General features: G+C 68.7%; 16 protein-coding genes. 8 read left to right on the top strand and 8 right to left on the bottom strand.

The genetic code is table 11. The features are described from left to right. The first annotated feature begins 40 nt into the window (after window positions 1–40). Together IB278_RS28040 and IB278_RS28035 are read left to right on the top strand one after the other, a co-directional pair. The gene (locus tag IB278_RS28040; protein ID WP_222431241.1) at window positions 41–874 is read left to right on the top strand and encodes an SDR family NAD(P)-dependent oxidoreductase; all 834 of its coding nucleotides are present in this window, start codon (window positions 41–43) and stop codon (window positions 872–874) included. 186 nt (window positions 875–1060) lie between these two features. Continuing rightward, window positions 1061–1531 carry a helix-turn-helix domain-containing protein gene (locus tag IB278_RS28035; RefSeq protein ID WP_192326980.1) on the top strand — a complete coding sequence of 157 codons (471 nt, stop codon included), beginning with the start codon at window positions 1061–1063 and terminating at the stop codon, window positions 1529–1531. Between the two features lie 141 nt (window positions 1532–1672). On the opposite strand, the gene IB278_RS28030 is transcribed toward IB278_RS28035, so the two are convergent. The 7 genes from IB278_RS28030 to IB278_RS28000 all read right to left on the bottom strand — a co-directional run bounded on the left by IB278_RS28030 (window position 1673) and on the right by IB278_RS28000 (window position 9178). Then, window positions 1673–3541, bottom strand: coding sequence for a TRAP transporter large permease subunit (locus IB278_RS28030; RefSeq protein WP_192326978.1), 1869 nt, complete (start codon window positions 3539–3541; stop codon window positions 1673–1675). After that, entirely contained in the window at window positions 3538–4551 is a 1014-nt protein-coding gene (locus IB278_RS28025; RefSeq protein WP_192326975.1) for a TRAP transporter substrate-binding protein, read from the bottom strand. The genes IB278_RS28030 and IB278_RS28025 overlap by 4 nt, the downstream gene beginning before the upstream one ends. Before the next feature lie 63 nt (window positions 4552–4614). Next, window positions 4615–6204: an acyl-CoA synthetase gene (locus tag IB278_RS28020; RefSeq protein WP_192326972.1), complete on the bottom strand. Its 1590-nt coding sequence runs from the start codon at window positions 6202–6204 to the stop codon at window positions 4615–4617. Further along, on the bottom strand, window positions 6201–7373 hold the full coding sequence (locus tag IB278_RS28015; protein ID WP_192326969.1) for an acetyl-CoA acetyltransferase: 1173 nt from the start codon (window positions 7371–7373) through the stop codon (window positions 6201–6203). Before IB278_RS28015 ends, IB278_RS28020 begins: the two co-directional genes overlap by 4 nt. 16 nt (window positions 7374–7389) lie before the next feature. Next, window positions 7390–8205 carry an SDR family NAD(P)-dependent oxidoreductase gene (locus IB278_RS28010; RefSeq protein WP_192326966.1) on the bottom strand — a complete coding sequence of 272 codons (816 nt, stop codon included), beginning with the start codon at window positions 8203–8205 and terminating at the stop codon, window positions 7390–7392. A 27-nt stretch (window positions 8206–8232) separates the two neighbouring features. Then, on the bottom strand, window positions 8233–8634 hold the full coding sequence (locus IB278_RS28005; RefSeq protein WP_192326963.1) for a PPC domain-containing DNA-binding protein: 402 nt from the start codon (window positions 8632–8634) through the stop codon (window positions 8233–8235). Continuing rightward, window positions 8627–9178 carry a PPC domain-containing DNA-binding protein gene (locus tag IB278_RS28000; RefSeq protein WP_192326960.1) on the bottom strand — a complete coding sequence of 184 codons (552 nt, stop codon included), beginning with the start codon at window positions 9176–9178 and terminating at the stop codon, window positions 8627–8629. Before IB278_RS28000 ends, IB278_RS28005 begins: the two co-directional genes overlap by 8 nt. Before the next feature lie 118 nt (window positions 9179–9296). On the opposite strand from IB278_RS28000, the gene IB278_RS27995 reads away from it, so the two are divergent. Next, window positions 9297–10181 carry a LysR family transcriptional regulator gene (locus IB278_RS27995; RefSeq protein ID WP_145743984.1) on the top strand — a complete coding sequence of 295 codons (885 nt, stop codon included), beginning with the start codon at window positions 9297–9299 and terminating at the stop codon, window positions 10179–10181. Between the two features lie 6 nt (window positions 10182–10187). Here the strand turns inward: IB278_RS27995 and IB278_RS27990 are convergent, their stop codons facing one another. Beyond that, a complete protein-coding gene (locus IB278_RS27990) occupies window positions 10188–11114 on the bottom strand; it encodes a LysR family transcriptional regulator (protein WP_192326957.1) in 927 nt (308 codons plus the stop codon). Between the two features lie 112 nt (window positions 11115–11226). On the opposite strand from IB278_RS27990, the gene IB278_RS27985 reads away from it, so the two are divergent. The 5 genes from IB278_RS27985 to IB278_RS27965 all read left to right on the top strand — a co-directional run. Next, window positions 11227–12165, top strand: coding sequence for a dihydrodipicolinate synthase family protein (locus IB278_RS27985; RefSeq protein ID WP_145743980.1), 939 nt, complete (start codon window positions 11227–11229; stop codon window positions 12163–12165). Between the two features lie 66 nt (window positions 12166–12231). Then, window positions 12232–13203, top strand: a complete 972-nt coding sequence (locus IB278_RS27980; RefSeq protein WP_192326954.1) for a Bug family tripartite tricarboxylate transporter substrate binding protein — start codon at window positions 12232–12234, stop codon at window positions 13201–13203. Beyond that, entirely contained in the window at window positions 13193–13897 is a 705-nt protein-coding gene (locus IB278_RS27975) for an SDR family NAD(P)-dependent oxidoreductase (protein ID WP_192326951.1), read from the top strand. The genes IB278_RS27980 and IB278_RS27975 overlap by 11 nt, the downstream gene beginning before the upstream one ends. 27 nt (window positions 13898–13924) lie before the next feature. Beyond that, window positions 13925–15091: a mandelate racemase/muconate lactonizing enzyme family protein gene (locus IB278_RS27970; protein WP_192326948.1), complete on the top strand. Its 1167-nt coding sequence runs from the start codon at window positions 13925–13927 to the stop codon at window positions 15089–15091. A 260-nt stretch (window positions 15092–15351) separates the two neighbouring features. Next, the coding region (locus tag IB278_RS27965) for a contractile injection system protein, VgrG/Pvc8 family (RefSeq protein ID WP_318646718.1) at window positions 15352–15634 on the top strand (283 nt) is incomplete at its 3' end.

The raw sequence follows: 15634 nt of genomic DNA, 5'->3' as shown, positions 1-15634 counted from the left end.
ATTACAGACCATCGGTCTCCAATCTTGCCTGAAAGCAAGGATGCCGGCCACCTCCAGCGTCACTGCAACTTCAACAAAGGCGAACATCATGGCTACCAACGTCGACTCCTGGGTTCTCATCACTGGTGCGTCCAGTGGCTTCGGCGAAGAATTCGCAAGGCAATACGCAGCCAAGGGCCACCCGCTGATTCTGGTTGCGCGCCGACTCGATCGGCTGCAGGCCCTGGCTGCGGCGCTGCAACAGGAGTGGGGCATCAAGGTCATCGTGGAGCAGGCAGACCTGTCGGACGTGGCCGCCGTCCACAGGTTGCACGCCAACCTTCGCGAGCGCGCCATTGCGGTCGAGATCCTGATCAACAACGCGGGTCACGGCCTGCAGGGCGCTTTCCTCGACACGCCGATGCAAAGCGCCCTGGACATGTTGCACCTGGACATCGCGAGCCTCACGGTCATGACGCGGCTCTTCGGCGAGGACATGCGCGCACGCGGCCACGGCAAGATACTGCTCGTGGCCAGCATGCTTGCTCACTTCGGCGTGGAAAACATGGCCGTCTATGGCGCCGCCAAGGCCTATGTGCTGCGCCTTGGCGATGCCTTGCACCGTGAGTTCAAGCGCGATGGCGTGACGGTGACCTCGCTGTGCCCCGGCATGTCCGACACCGGTTTTGCGCAGGCCGCGAAACAGAAGATCACATGGGGGCTCAAGCTTCTGATGATGAAGCCGGCACCGGTGGTGCGGGCGGGAATCCGTGCGCTGCACGCCGGCCGCGTCAGTGTGGTTCCGGGCTTCAACAACAAGGCTGCCGTCGCGATGGTATGGGCAACACCGCGATGGCTGCACCAGGCCATCTTTGCGCGCGTCATGAACAGTTGAGCGCGTTGCACGCGCCACCAGGGCTGCCGCGGGCCGTCATCGCGACGCCACAACACGTGAGGCGGACTGCGGCGGAAGTCCTGTCTCCGATTGGGAATTTGTCGAATGCGACAGACCATTCTTTCCATTGCTTTATGTCACTCATTCTGGACAAATCTCCTGGCTTGTCTAATATGAGATACACATATGCCTTCTGCAGCCCCGCCTCTCACCCCCGCGGCCGATCGCCGCCTCGCAGCATTCGGCCGGCGCATCCATGCTCGCCGCAAGGCCCTGAAGGTCAGCGCCACCACGGCGGCGGAGGCTGCAGGTATGTCCCGCATGACGCTGCATCGCATCGAACGCGGCGAGCCCTCGGTCACGATGGGGGCCTACATGAATGCAATCGCGGCACTGGGCATGGATGTCGACGTGGTCCCGTCAACACAATCCGCACAGCCGGCACCGATCCCTGGCGGCGTTCGTATCGCTGACTACCCCCAACTGCGCCGACTCGCCTGGCAGCTGGCACCGGGCACCGAACTCACGCCCGAAGAGGCGTGGGCCACCTACGAACGCAACTGGCGCCATGTCGATGCATCGGTGCTCCATGCGCGAGAGCGGCGATTGCTCGATGAACTGGCACGCGCATTAGGCAGGAAGCCGCTGCATGATTGAACGCCCACACCATCAACGGGCGTGCTCGAAGCACGCATCGAACTCACCCGCGCTGCTTCGCCAGCGCATCAAGGCTTTACTGCCTCGAGTCCCAGGCGCCAAAGGCAAAGCCCCCACCCCCTGACAGCAGGCCCCGCCCACTCAAAGAAACCCAATGGATAGCCAAGGAATCGCCGCCACCGCAATCGTCCCCACCAGCAGCGCGACCATGTAGCCCGCGATCGGCCGGATGCCCGCGTCGGGATGCACGCGCCCGATCGCGCAGGCCGCGTAGTAGCCCACGCCCAGCGGCGGCGCGAACAGGCCGAGCCCCATCGACAGCACCACCACCATCGCGTAGTGCACCTCGTGGATGCCCAGCTGCCGCGCTATCGGGAACAGGAGCGGGCCGAACAGCACGATCGCCGGAATGCCCTCGAGCACGCTGCCCAGCACCACGAAGATCACCAGCGACACCGCCAGGAACATCGGCGCGCCGCCGGGCAGGCCGGTCATCGCTTCGGCCAGCAGGCGCGAGAAGCCCGACTGCGTGAGGCCCCAGGCCATGGCCGTCGCGGTGCCGATGATCAGCAGGATGGCGCCCGACAGCGACGCCGTCGCAACGAGCATCGGCCCCAGCCGCTTCCAGTCGAACTGGCGGTACACGACGAGCCCCGCGACCACGGCGTACATGATGCCGATGGTCGAGACCTCGGTCGCGGTGGCCACGCCTTCGACCACCGCCGCGCGGATCACGAACGGCAGCGCCAGCGCCGGCAGCGCCACGACGGCCAGCCGGCCGACCTCGCGCCAAGGCGTGCGCATGACCTCGCGCAGGTCCTCGCCGCGGCAGCGGAAGTACACGACCACGCACAGCATCAGGCCCAGCACCACGGCCGGCAGCAGGCCGCCCGTGAACAGCGCGGCGATCGACACGCCCGTGACCGAGCCGATGGTGATCAGCACCAGGCTGGGCGGCACCGTCTCGGTCTGCGCGCCGGTCGCGGCCAGCAGCGCGACGAGTTCGCCTTCGCTGGCGCCGCGCTGCTTCATCTCCGGAAAAAGCGCCGGCGCCACTGCCGCCATGTCGGCCGCCTTGGAGCCCGAGATGCCCGACACGAGGTACATCGCGCCCACCAGCACGTACGACAGCCCGCCCTTCACATGCCCCAGCAGGCCCGCGAGAAACGCGACCATCGCCTTGGCCATGCCGGTCATCTCGATCAGCAGGCCGAGGAACACGAACAGCGGCACCGCGAGCAGGATCAGGTGCGACATGCCCTCGTCCATGCGCCCCACGATCACCGGCAGCGCCGTGTCGGTGGCCAGCGCCAGGTAGCCGAAGGTGCCGAGGCCGAACGAAAAGGCAATGGGAATGCCCGCGAGCACGCCCGCCAGCACCACGCCGACGAAGAACACCAGCAGGTTCAGCCGCCCGAGCTCCTGGAACACCGAGCGGCCGAGCGTGAACGCCGCGATCAGCGTGGCGACGATGACCACCGCCTTGGCCGTGACCCGCCACTCCACGTCGCGCAGCAGCCTGAGCACCGCGAACAACCCCATCAGGCCGATGCCCACCGGCAGCGCCGCGGCCCGCCATGCATTCGAGATGTTCAGCGCGGGCGTGGTGATGAAGCGCTCCTCGGACGCGTACTCCCAGGCCGGCCATGCCACCATCGCCAGGAACGCGAGCGAAGCGCACAGCGCCAGGGCGTCGAACAGCGGACGCCGCGACGGCGGCTGCATCGAGACCAGCGCCGTCATGCGCATGTGCTCGCCGCGCCGCAGCGCGACCACCGCGCCCAGCATCGCGAGCCAGATGAACAGGATCGACGCGAGCTCGTCGGACCAGACCAGCGGGCTGTGGAACACGAAGCGTGCGAGCACGCCCGCGAGCAGCACCGCCACGTCGGCCAGCACCAGGCCGCCGGCGGCGATGTCGACCAGCGCGCCAAGCCGGCGCTCGATGGCCGACAGCCGGGGCGCGTCCACGCGCGTGCCGGCCGCCAGGCCGAGGGCCGGCCCGCTCATGCAAGCTTGCCCGCGCTGCGCTCGAGCAGCGCCCAGGCCTCGTCGCCGTACTTGGCCTTCCACTCGCCGTAGAAGCCGGCCTTGCGCAGCTGGTCGCGGAAGGCGGCCGCGTCGGGCTGGTTGAAGGCCATGCCCTTGGCGGCCAGCTCCTTCTGCAGCCCGGCGTTGAGTTCGGCCACGTCGGCGCGCTCCTTCATGCCGGCCGCGTTGATGTGCCGGGCCACCACGGTGCGCAGATCGGCGGGCAGCTTTTCCCAGGCGCGGCGGTTGGCCAGGAACCAGAAGCCGTCCCACATGTGGTTGCTCAGCGAGCAGTACTTCTGCACCTCGTAGAGCTTGGCCGTCGCGATGATGGCCAGCGGGTTCTCCTGCCCGTCGACGATCTTCGTCTGCAGCGCCGAATAGACCTCGGCAAAGTTGATGGAGGTGGGCGCGGCGTCGAGCGCCTTGAACATCGAGGTCCACAGCGGCGACACCGGCACGCGGATCTTGAAGCCCTTCATGTCCTGCGGCGCGGCAATGGCGCGGCTCGACGAGGTGATCTGGCGGAAGCCGTTGTCCCAGATCTTCTCCATCGGAACGATGTTGGCCTTGGCGATCTGCTGGCGGATGTGGGCGCCGAGTTCGCCATCCATCGCCTTCCACACGCTCGCATAGTCGTTGAAGGCAAAGCCCACGCCGCTGATCGATGCGGACGGCACGAGCGTGGAAAGGATCAGCCCCGACAGCGTGAAGAACTCCACGCCGCCCGAGCGCAGCTGGCTCAGCATGTCGGTGTCGGAGCCCAGCTGGTTGCTCGGGAAGATCTGGATGTCGACGCGGCCGCCGGTCTCGGCGCGGATGGCGTCGGCCATCTCCTTGGCGCGGATGTTGAGCGGATGCGTGACCGGCAGGTTGTTCGCGTACTTGTAGTTGAACTCGGCCTTCTGCGCGAAGGCCCGGTGCATGGGAACGGCGAGGCTGGCGGCCAGTGCCGTCGAGCGCAGCACGGTGCGGCGGGAAATGCTCATTTTTTGTCTCCTGGTCCTTTTGTGAATGGATCTGGTCGTGCGGGGCGGCGTCGATGGGTGCGCTCAGGTGGTGGCGGCCTCCTTCACGTCGCCGCGTTCGAACAGCTGCTTGCGGATGTCGGCCTTGGCGACCTTTCCGTAGCCGGACTTCGGCAGCGCATCCCAGAAGAAGATGTACCGCGGCCAGCGGTATTTCGCGCAGCGGCCGTCCAGGTGCTGCAGGAGCTGCTCGGCCGTGAGGCCGGGCTGCGAGGCCACGATCACCGCCACGCCCACCTCGCCCCATTTCTCGTCCGCGATGCCGAGCACCGCCGCCTCGCGCACGGCCGGATGCATCAGCAGGATTTCTTCGACCTCGCGCGGGTATACGTTCGAGCCGCCCGAGATGTACATGTCCGATTCGCGACCCGTGATGTAGAGCAGCCCGCGCGCATCCATGCGGCCGAGATCGCCGGTGTGGAACCAGCCGCCGCGCAGCGCCTTCCCGGTGGCTTCGGGGTTGTTGAAGTAGCCCGCAAACACGGCCGGCCCGCGGCAGCAGATCTCGCCGACGGTGCCGGCGGGCACCGGCTGCATCTGCGCATCGAGGATGGCCACCTCCATGCCGGTGCGGGCCCGGCCGCAGCAGCCGATGTGGGCGTTCGGATCATCGTCGTCGGCGGAATGCATGGCCGGCGGCAGCACCGTGATGCAGCCCGTGACCTCGCCCAGGCCGAAGTACTGCACCAGCACCTTGCCGAGCTTCTGCAGCGCGCGCTTCTGGTCCGCGCGGTACATCGGCGCGCCCGCATAGACCACGTAGCGCAGCGAGCCGTGGTCGAAGCGGTCGACGGCCGGGTCTTCCACCAGCATCTTGACGATGGTCGGCACGGTGAAGACATTGGTCACGCGGTGCCGCTCCACCAGTGCCCAGAAGGTCGCGGGCTCCAGCCTGTCAGACGCGAGCAGCACGGTGGCCGCACCGCGCGCCACGTTGAGCAGCGCATGGATGCCCGCGCCATGCGACAGCGGCGCGACCGCGATCGAGCAGTCGTGCTCGGTGGTGCCCGGGATGAGATCGGCCAGGTGATTGGTCACGACGAAGGCCATCTGCCCGTGCGTGAGCACGGCGGCCTTCGGGCGGCCGGTGGTGCCCGAGGTGTAGAAGTACCACAGCGGCTGGTCGGCATCGACCTGCGCCATCGCCGCGGGCGCACCAGCGTTGGCCGCGAGCAGCGGCTCGTAGCCATGTCCACCGGCGCGCGGGAGGCCGATGGTGACGACCGAGCGCAGATGCGAAGACGCGGCCTTCACAGCCGCCACATGCTCGGCAAAGCAGTCTTCGGCCAGCATCACGCTGGCCTCGCTGGCGCTGCCCAGGTAGGCGACCTCCGGCGGCGTGAGCCGAAAGTTGACCGGCACCCACACCGCGCCCAGGCGGAAGGCGGCCCAGCAGCTCTCGAACAGCGCCGGGTTGTTGCGCGACATCACGAGCAGCTTGTCGCCCGGCCGCATGCCCAGCGAGCGCAGCGCCTGCACCAGCGCATCGACGCGCGCGTCGATCTCGCGCCAGGTCCACTGCCGCTCGCCCTGGATCAGCCCCGGCCGGTCGGGAAACAGCGCGGCCGTCTGCGACAGCAGCGCGGACAGGTTCATCGCCCGCGCTTCGTTCACGGGTGCACCTCCAGCACGCTCAGGTAGTTGGCAACTGCGGCGCCGCCCATGTTGAAGACCGCGCCCGGCTTGCCCGAGCCCACCTGCATGTCGCCCGCCAGGCCCGCCAGTTGCATGGCCGCCATCACATGCTGCGACACGCCCGTGGCGCCGATCGGATGGCCGCGCGACTTCAGACCGCCCGACGGATTGACCGGTAGCTTGCCGTCCTTGCGGCTCACGCCGTCGAGGATCACGCGCGCGCCCTGCCCGTGCGGCGCCAGGCCCATGGCCTCGTACTCGAGCAGCTCCGCAATGGTGAAGCAGTCGTGCGTCTCGACAAAGCCCAGGTCATGCAGCGACAGCCCCGCCGCGGCCAGCCCCCGCTGCCACGCGAGCGCCGCGCCCTCGAAGCGCGTCGGGTCGCGGCGCGACAGCGGCAGGTAGTCGTTGACCTGCGTGCGCGAGCGCCAGCGCACCGCCGGGACCGCCGCCGACGCGATCGGCTCGGCCGAGATGACCAGCGCCGCCGCGCCGTCGGAAACCAGCGAGCAGTCGGAGCGCTTCAACGGACCGGCGACGAACGGATTCTTCTCCGACGGCTGGCGGCAGAAGTCGAAGCCCAGGTCGCGCCGCATGTGCGCGTAAGGGTTGTGCACGCCGTTGGCGTGGTTCTTGGCCGAGATGGCGGCCAGCGCATCGCTCTGGTCGCCGAAGCGCTCGAAGTACTGGCCCGCGATCTGGCCGAAGACGCCCGCAAAGCCCGCCGGGGTCGCGCCCTCTTCCTTCACGTAGGAGCAGCGCAGCAGCGTCTCGGCGATGCGCGGGCCAGGCACGGCATTCATGATCTCGAAGCCGACCACCAGCGCATGCCGCACGCGCCCGCACTGCACCGCATCGAGCGCGGCCCAGATCGCGGCCGAGCCCGTGGCGCATGCGTTCTCCATGCGCACCGCGGGAACGTGGCGCAGCTCGGGCAATGCCAGGCCCACCAGCGACGCGCTGAAGTCCTGCGGCAGGAAGCCGCTGTTGAAATGGCCGACGAAGATGCCGTCGATGTCGGCCGCGGCGAGGCCCGCGGTCTGCAGCGCGGGCTCGACCGCTGAGCGGATGAGCGCTTCGCTCTCCACTGCGTCGAGCTTGCCGAAAGGCGTGTGTCCCCAGCCGATGATGCAGGCGTTGGTGGTCATTGGGCGGTTCTCCTTGTCAGGCGTGATCGGCGGCGGGCGCGGGCATGCCCCGGCGCAGGGTCGGCAGGCCGACACCCGCGGCATCGAAGCCGCCATCGACGGCCAGCACCTGGCCGTTGATGAAGCTCGCGTCGTCGCTGCACAGGAAGCCCACGGCATTGGCCATTTCCTCCGGCGTGCCGTAGCGGCCCAGCGGAATCGTGTCGTAGTAGTCGGAACGGATCGCCACGCTGTGCACGAGCTTGGCCATCTCGGTTTCCACCGGCCCCGGCGCGATCACGTTCACGCGCACGCCCGCATTGCCCAGCTCCACCGCATGCTGCTTGGTCAGGTGGATCAGCGCCGCCTTGCTGGTGCCGTAGGCGACCCGCAGCGTGCTCGCGCGCAGGCCCGAGATCGAGGCGATGTTCACCACCGCGCCGCTCCCGCGTTCGACCATCAGCGCGCCGAAGGCCTGCGTGCAGAGGAACGCGCCGTCCAGGTTGGTGCCGAGCACCGTACGCCATTCCTCGAACGAAGTCTGGAGCACCGGCTTGAACACCGCCACGCCGGCGTTGTTGACCAGCGCGTCGACGTGGCCGAAGCGCTCGACCACGGCCTTTGCCGCGTGCTCGACCTGCGACGGCTTCGACACGTCGCAGTGCAGGCCAAGCACCTTTGCAGGCTGCGCGAGTTCGGCCACCGCCTGGTCGAGCGTGGCGCCGTCGATGTCGAGCAGCGCGACGCTGTAGCCGTGCGCCAGGAACCAGCGGCCGATGGCCAGGCCGATGCCGCGCGCGCCTCCGGTGACGACGGCGACGCGGGAAGCAGATGAAGTGGGGAGATCGGTCATTGATGGGAATTTCTGCAGTGGACGAAATCAGGGGTTGTCGGGCGAAGGCAGCCACTCTTCGAGCGTGACTTCGAAGGTGACGCAGACGGCGTTGGCGCCCGCCACGAACGGGCCGCCGTACAGGTGGCCGTGCGTGTCCGCCACCACGCCGGTGAGCGCGGCGCGCAGCGAGCCGTCGGGCTGCGAGCGCACCTCGCCGGCCAGGCTCACGATCTCGGCGGCGGGACCGCGGATCACCTGGCAGGAACCGTCGGCGCGCTCGAGGCAGGCATCGACGAGGCTGCCCAGCGCGCCGCGCACGAACGCATGGCTGAAACCCTCCGCGAGGCAGAGCTTCTCGACGCTCGAGACGAGGTCTTCGTTCGGTGCGATGCGCGCATAGGCCACGCGGCCCATGCGCCCGCTTTCGATCAGGCGCATCTCAGCCATGGACGCGCCTGGCCTGGGGCCGCATCAGCGGCATGCGGGTTTCGTCGTCGTAGACCACGCACAGTTCGAAGCTGTCCAGCGCGGTGACCACGGCGGAGACGTTTCGTCTTCCGACCACCGTCCTGTCGGTCAGGATGTGGCCGCCGCGCACCGCGCCGTCGGCGGTGCGGAAGGCGCCGTGGCAATGGACCACCGGCGTGCCGCTGGCGGAACTGCCGAGCGTCGCGTTGCCGAAGATGAAGCAGGCGCCGTGCACCCTGTGCGGTGCGCCGTAGGTTGCGAGCACCCGGCCCGTGGGATCGGGCAGCGCCAGGCAGAAGCCCAGCTCGGCCAGTTCGCCGCCGATCAGCGTCATCGATGCGCTGGCCACGCCTTCGTCCGCCAGCGCCTGCACGAGGCTCTCGTGCAGCGTGCGGCCGCCGGGCAGCGAAAGCCGGAAGTGCCGGCCCTTCTGGTCGCGCATGCGATCGATGCGCACGGGCCGGAAAGGCCCCGGATGCACCACCGTGCGCGAGCGCGGCAGCCCCATCAGTTTCTCGACCATCGCGTTGTCTCCTTGCCGCGCCGTTCGGACCGACGGCGCTGGTGGAGGCAAAGTCTAGAAGTTGACATCGATAGCAACAAATTTAGAATTCGTATCGATCAATACAAAATTCAGATCAATGGAAATCCGCCACCTCCGCTGCCTGGTCGCCGTGGCCGAAGAGCTGCACTTCGGGCGCGCGGCGCAACGCCTGAACCTGTCGCAGCCGCCCGTGAGCCTCGCGATCAAGGAGATGGAGGAAGAACTCGGCGTCACGCTGTTCGAGCGCACCTCGCGCCGCATCGCGATCACGCGCGCGGGAGACGAAGCGCTTCGCGATGCGCGCGCGGTGCTGCTCGGCATGGACACGCTGCGCCGGCGCGCGCAGGAGGCCGCGGCCGGGCTCATGGGGTCGATCTCGATCGGCTTCATCAGCCTGCCGGCCTACTCCTTCCTGCCGCGGGTGCTGCGGCAGTTCTCGGACGAGAACGAGCGGGCCGAGATCGCGCTGTGGGAAGGCACGACCGACCAGATCATCGGCGACGTCGAGTCCGGCCGGCTCGACGTGGGCCTGGTGCTGCAGCCGTCCAGCATGCCCGCCTCGCTGGGCTCGCGGCTGGTGCAGAAGGATGCGCTGATCCTCGCGATGCCCGAGTCGCATCCGCTGGTGCGGCCCGGCAGCATCGCACTCGAAAAATTCTCGGGCGAGCGCTTCCTGGGCTTCGAGCGGCACTTCGGGCCGCAGGTGTTCGATGCGATCGTGGCCACCTGCATGCGGCGCGGCTTCAGCCCGCGCCTGTTTCCGGCGCGCCAGATGCACACCATCGTGAGCCTGGTCTCCGGCGGGCTGGGCGTGGCGCTGGTGCCGGCCTGCGTCAAGGCGTTGCACCGCGAAGGCGTGGCGTACCGCTCGCTCAAGGGCGAGAAAACCTACATCGACACCTTGGCGGTGTGGCGCAAGGCGGACGATTCGCCGCTGGTGCGCGCGCTGCTGGCGCTGCTGCCGACGCTCAGCAGCGTCTGAGGGCGCTCAGGCGCCGTCCCTCACCAGCTCCCACAGCGCCTCGGCCACCGGCGCCATGTGGGCCAGCTGCCGGTACAGCCGGATGTCCACCGGCACCCGCCAGCCGCCCGCGCCGGCATCCACCAGCGCGCCGCCGCGCAGGTCCTCCGCCACCAGGCTCATCGGCAGCCACGCGAGGCCGCGCCCTTCGAGCGCCATGGTCCTGAGCAGCGCGGCATGGTGGGCCGTGAAGACCACCGACAGCGACGGCGCGAAGTCCTTGCCGAACTCGCTGTCCTGGATCGCCCGCATGATCCGCCCCAGGCCCGAGGCCTCGCTGTAGGCCAGCACCGAAGGCGACTGCCCGGTGCCCAGCGCATGGAGCGGCAGACCGCGCGCGTCCGGTGCCGCCACCGGCACCAGCACGTCGTCGCTCAGGCGCTGCATCGGGTACTGCGCCTCGTCGAGCCGGCCGGGCGCGCGCGCATGGCCGTGGCACAGCACGAACTGCACGCGGCGCTGCAGCATCAGGTCTTCGCAGGCCTGCGAGCTGTCCGAGATGGTCTGGATCGGCCCCAGGCTCAGCCGCGCCTCCACGCTGGCCAGCCAGCGTGGAAAGAAGGTCAGCGACAGCACGTGCGTGGCGGCGAAGCTCAGGCTCGCCGCGGCCAGGTCGTGCGCCGCACGCGCCTTGATGCGCGCGGCCTCCAGCGCGGCCAGCACCTCCTGCAGCAGCGGCTGGAAGCGCTTGCCCGCCGCCGTGAGCGCGGCCGGATGCGCGCTGCGGTCGAACAGGTCCACGCCCACCCATTCCTCGAGCGCGCGGATGTGGCGGCTGAAGGCCGGCTGGGCAATGGAACGCGCCTGCGCCGCGCGCGAGAAATTGCCGCTCTCGGCCAGGGCCAGGAAGTCTTCCAGCCATTCGAGGTCGAGGGGTCGGTTGCCGGGGCCCATGCGCGGTGCGAGCGATTGAATAGTTGTATGCGATTCGAGTATTGGACGGTGCATGCCCCGCCGGCCAAAGATGCGGGCAGTCCTGCACCTTGAACCCCAACGGAGACACAGCATGCCTTCCATCGCGAATTATCGCGGGATCATTCCCGCCATTTCCTGCCCCTTCACCAACGACCACCGCATCGACGAACCGGCGCTGCGCAAGCTGGCCTCGTGGCTCGCGGGCCACGACGGCGTGGTGGCGGTCATGACCAACGGCCACACCGGCGAGGTGTTCTCGCTGACCCCGGCCGAACGCGCCGAGGTGACCCGCATCGTCGCCGACGAGCTGCGCGGCCGCATGCCGGTGATCTCGTCGATCGTGTGCGAAGGCCTGGCCGAGGCCGCCGAACATGCGCGCGCCGCCCAGGCCGCCGGCGCGGCCGCGCTCGACGTGATGCCGCCGCACCACTGGCTGCGCTTCGGCTTCACGCCCGGCCATGCGCTGCAGTACTTCGAGGCCATCCACCGCGCCGCGCCGGAGCTCGACCTGGTCTGCCACGTGTACCCGGCCTGGACCCGCGCGTCCTACTCGTCGCAGCTGCTGGCCGAGCTGGCCCGCCTGCCCTACCTGCAGGCCTTCAAGGTCGGGCAGCGCGACATGAACAAGTACGCCCGCGACATCCAGGCGATCCGCGAGGCCGATGCCTCCAAGGCCATCCTCACCTGCCACGACGAGTACCTGCTGGCCTCGATGGTGCAGGGCGTGGACGGCGCGCTGGTCGGCTTTGCCACCTTCATTCCGCAACTGATCATCGACCTGTGGAACGCGGTCAAGGCCGGCGACCTGAAGAAGGCGATGGCGGTGCAGGCCCTGATCACGCCGCTGAAAGACGCCGTGTATGGCGGCGGCGAACCGACCGGCGAGGCGCATGCGCGCATGAAGGGCGGCATGTACCTGGCCGGCGTGCTCGACAACGCCACGGTGCGCCCGCCGACCGAGGCGCCGAACGCGCGCGAGATGGACGCACTGCGCGCCGCCGTCGCGCAGGCCGGGCTGTCGAGGCGCTGAGCGAAAACATGGAAGGCGCCCGGCAAGAACGCGCCCTCCCCCAAAAAACATCAGGAGACAAGAGACATGCAACGCACCCATTTCCTGCGCGCCGCGCTCGCGGCCTTCGCGCTTGCCGCGGCGTCCTCCGGTTTTGCACAGGCGCAGCCCTGGCCCACCCGGCCCGTGCGCATGGTGATTCCGTTCCCGCCCGGCGGCACGCTCGACACCGTCGGGCGCCTGCTCGCGCAGAAGCTCGGCGATCAGCTGGGCCAGCCCTTCATCGTGGAGAACCGGCCCGGCGGCAACGGCGTGATCGGCGCCGACGTGGTGTCGAAGGCGCCGGCCGACGGCTACACGCTGCTGTTCAACGCCTCGACCTTCACCACGGCGCCCATGACAATGAAGTCCGTGCCCTACGAGGTTGCCCGGGACTTCACACCGGTGGCGCTGGTCGCCAGGGCGCCGCTGTCGGTGGCCATCAACAAGAACCTGCCGATCACCGACGTCAAGTCGCTCATCGCCTACGCCAAGGCGCACCCGGGCAAGATGACTTTCGCGGTGGGATCAATCGGCTCGGCCGGCCACCTGTCGACCGAGCTGCTCAAGCGCGCGGGCGGGCTCGACTACCTGATCGTGCCGTACAAGGGCACGGCGCCGGCCTTCCAGGACCTGATCGGCGGGCAGATCGACGGCTTCATCGACCCGATCCTGGGTTCGCTGCAGTACCACAAGAGCGGCATGCTGCGCGTGGTGGCCGTCACATCGGCCGCCCGCGCCACCAGCCTGCCGAACGTGCCCACGGTGGGCGAGAGCATTCCGGGCTACGAGTTCTACAGCTGGTATGGCCTGTGGGGCCCGGCCAGGCTGCCGGCCGCGATCACGCAGCGGCTCAATGCCGAGGTGAACAAGGCGCTGGGCACCGACATGCGCGAAACGCTGAACGCGCAGGGCCTGCTGCTGACGCCGGGCAGCGTCGACGACTTCGCGAAGTTCCAGCAGTCCGACATGGAGCGCTCGAAGAAGATCATCGTGGAGGGCAACATCCGTGTCGAATGATGAAGCCGCGCCGCATGCCGTGGTGACGGGCAGCAGCAGCGGCATCGGCCGCGCCATTGCGTCGCGCCTGCTCGAAGAAGGCTGGCGCGTGCGCGGGCTCGACCTCGCGGCGCCGACGCTCTCGCATCCGGGCTTCGCGCATGCGGCGGTCGACCTGTCGGATGCCGCGGCCATCGCGCGCACCACGGCTGCTCTTCAGGACGCCGATGCGCTGGTGCATGCGGCCGGCGTGCTGCGCGTGGGCCCGCTCGGGCAGCTCGACCATGCCGGCGGCGAATTGATGTGGCGCCTGCATGTCGACGCTGCCACGCGGCTGGCCGATGCGCTGGTGCCCGCGATGGCCGCGCGCGGCCACGGCCGCGTGGTGTTCGTCGGCAGCCGCGTGGCGCACGGCATGCCGGGCCGCGGCCAGTACGCCGCCACCAAGGCGGCGCTGGTCGCGCTTGCGCGCAGCTGGGCGGCCGAGGTCGCGGAGCGCGGCGTCACCCTCAACGTGGTGTCGCCCGGCGCCACGCAGACCGCGATGCTGCAGGACCCCGCGCGCGCCGGCAGCGCGCCGCGCCTGCCGCCCATCGGCCGGCTGATCGAGCCCGCGGAAGTCGCCGCGCTGGTCGCCTTTCTTCTCTCGGCGCCGGCCGCGGCCATCACCGGCCAGGACATCGCCATCTGCGGCGGTGCGTCGCTGCACCGCTGAGTTCCTTTTTTCTCAAGCACAAGCACCATGAAGATCGTCAACATCCTCGAGTCCACGCGCCCCATCAAGTCGGACATCCGCAACGCCTACATCGACTTCTCCAAGATGACCCTGAGCCTCGTGGCGGTGGTCACCGACGTGATCCGCGACGGCCGGCCGGTGGTGGGCTACGGCTTCAATTCCAACGGCCGCTACGGCCAGGGCGGGCTGATCCGCGAGCGCTTCCTGCCGCGCCTGCTCGAGGCCGATCCGGCCTCGCTCGTCGACGAGACCGGTGACAACCTCGATCCGCACAGGATCTGGGCCCGCATGATGATCAACGAGAAGCCCGGCGGCCACGGCGAGCGCTCGGTGGCCGTGGGCACCATCGACATGGCCGTGTGGGACGCGGTCGCCAAGATCGCCGGCAAGCCGCTCTACCAGCTGCTGGCCGAGCGCTACGGCAGCGGCACGCCGAACCCGCGCGTGTTCGTCTATGCCGCAGGCGGCTACTACTACCCCGGCAAGGGCGTCGAGGGCCTGCAGCGCGAGATGGCCAGCTACCTCGAGCGCGGCTATTCGGTGGTCAAGATGAAGATCGGCGGCGCCACGCTCGCGCAGGACTGCGAGCGCATCGAGTCGGTGCTGAAGATCCTCGGCCCCGGCCAGCAGCTGGCGGTGGACGCCAATGGCCGCTTCGACCTGGCCACCGCCATCGACTACGGCCGCGCGCTTTCGCAGTACCCGCTCTTCTGGTACGAGGAAGCCGGCGATCCACTCGACTACGAGCTGCAGGCCAGGCTCGGCGAGGTGTACGCCGGCCCCATGGCCACGGGCGAGAACCTGTTCTCGATGCAGGACGCGCGCAACCTCATCCGCCACGGCGGCATGCGGCCCGATCGCGACTGGCTGCAGTTCGACTGCGCCTTGAGCTACGGGCTGGTCGAGTACCTGCGCACGCTCGACATGCTGAAGAGCTACGGCTGGTCGCCCTCGCGCTGCATTCCGCACGGCGGCCACCAGATGTCGCTGGCCATTGCGGCGGGCCTCGGGCTGGGCGGCAACGAGAGCTACCCTGACCTGTTCCAGCCCTACGGCGGCTTTCCCGACGGCGTGAAGGTGCAGGACGGCTACGTCACGCTGCCGCCGCTGCCCGGCATCGGTTTCGAGGGCAAGGCCGACCTGATTGCCGAGATGCGCGCGCTCGCGGGTTAACCCGAAGGGTTTCATCGGGCTCCACGGAATGCGCCCTGTGTAGCCCGTATGGATTACATCTTTCGGCAACTGCGATCAAATAGCCCCGATCCGTGCCGAATTACCATGAAATGAGTAAAGGCCTCTTGCATAATCCAGCTGTTTGATGCGTCCTGTCACACACATTGCATCCAGACAGTTGATTGGCTAGTTTCTTCTCCAGAAGAAGAAAAAGATCAGGGAGGTCACATGGACACCACGTTCCTGCAAGGTGGCGGCTCGTGAAGCGCCGCGTCACCATCCAGACGCCGCTGGGCGAGGCACTGCAATTCCACCGGCTGGCCGGGCGCGAGGCGCTCAGCCAGGCCTATGCCTTCGACCTCGAGCTGCTGGGCAGCAGCAATGCCATCGACGCGAAGGCCCTGCTGGGCCAGCCCGCCACCGTCGTGATGGAAACCGAGAGCGGCGCCCCGCGCTACCTCGCCGGCCTTGTCACCCGCTTCGGCCTGTCGCACGAAGACGACCGCCAGGCCTTCTACGAGATGCGGCTGCGCCCCTGGCTCT

Source organism: Variovorax sp. VRV01, from assembly GCF_014852545.1.
Taxonomy (GTDB): Bacteria; Pseudomonadota; Gammaproteobacteria; order Burkholderiales; family Burkholderiaceae_C; genus Variovorax; species Variovorax beijingensis_A.
The sequence above is the reverse complement of the archived record's forward strand: the minus strand, read 5'-3'. Positions and strand labels throughout refer to the sequence as shown.

Excerpts from the sequence above, each read along its gene's own strand:
- IB278_RS28040 (WP_222431241.1), top strand. The coding sequence starts at position 41 with ATGCCGGCCACCTCCAGCGTCACTGCAACTTCAACAAAGGCGAACATC.
- IB278_RS28035 (WP_192326980.1), top strand. The coding sequence starts at position 1,061 with ATGCCTTCTGCAGCCCCGCCTCTCACCCCCGCGGCCGATCGCCGCCTC.
- IB278_RS28030 (WP_192326978.1), bottom strand. The coding sequence starts at position 3,541 with ATGAGCGGGCCGGCCCTCGGCCTGGCGGCCGGCACGCGCGTGGACGCG.
- IB278_RS28025 (WP_192326975.1), bottom strand. The coding sequence starts at position 4,551 with ATGAGCATTTCCCGCCGCACCGTGCTGCGCTCGACGGCACTGGCCGCC.
- IB278_RS28015 (WP_192326969.1), bottom strand. The coding sequence starts at position 7,373 with ATGACCACCAACGCCTGCATCATCGGCTGGGGACACACGCCTTTCGGC.
- IB278_RS28010 (WP_192326966.1), bottom strand. The coding sequence starts at position 8,205 with ATGACCGATCTCCCCACTTCATCTGCTTCCCGCGTCGCCGTCGTCACC.
- IB278_RS28005 (WP_192326963.1), bottom strand. The coding sequence starts at position 8,634 with ATGGCTGAGATGCGCCTGATCGAAAGCGGGCGCATGGGCCGCGTGGCC.
- IB278_RS28000 (WP_192326960.1), bottom strand. The coding sequence starts at position 9,178 with ATGGTCGAGAAACTGATGGGGCTGCCGCGCTCGCGCACGGTGGTGCAT.
- IB278_RS27995 (WP_145743984.1), top strand. The coding sequence starts at position 9,297 with ATGGAAATCCGCCACCTCCGCTGCCTGGTCGCCGTGGCCGAAGAGCTG.
- IB278_RS27990 (WP_192326957.1), bottom strand. The coding sequence starts at position 11,114 with ATGGGCCCCGGCAACCGACCCCTCGACCTCGAATGGCTGGAAGACTTC.
- IB278_RS27985 (WP_145743980.1), top strand. The coding sequence starts at position 11,227 with ATGCCTTCCATCGCGAATTATCGCGGGATCATTCCCGCCATTTCCTGC.
- IB278_RS27980 (WP_192326954.1), top strand. The coding sequence starts at position 12,232 with ATGCAACGCACCCATTTCCTGCGCGCCGCGCTCGCGGCCTTCGCGCTT.
- IB278_RS27970 (WP_192326948.1), top strand. The coding sequence starts at position 13,925 with ATGAAGATCGTCAACATCCTCGAGTCCACGCGCCCCATCAAGTCGGAC.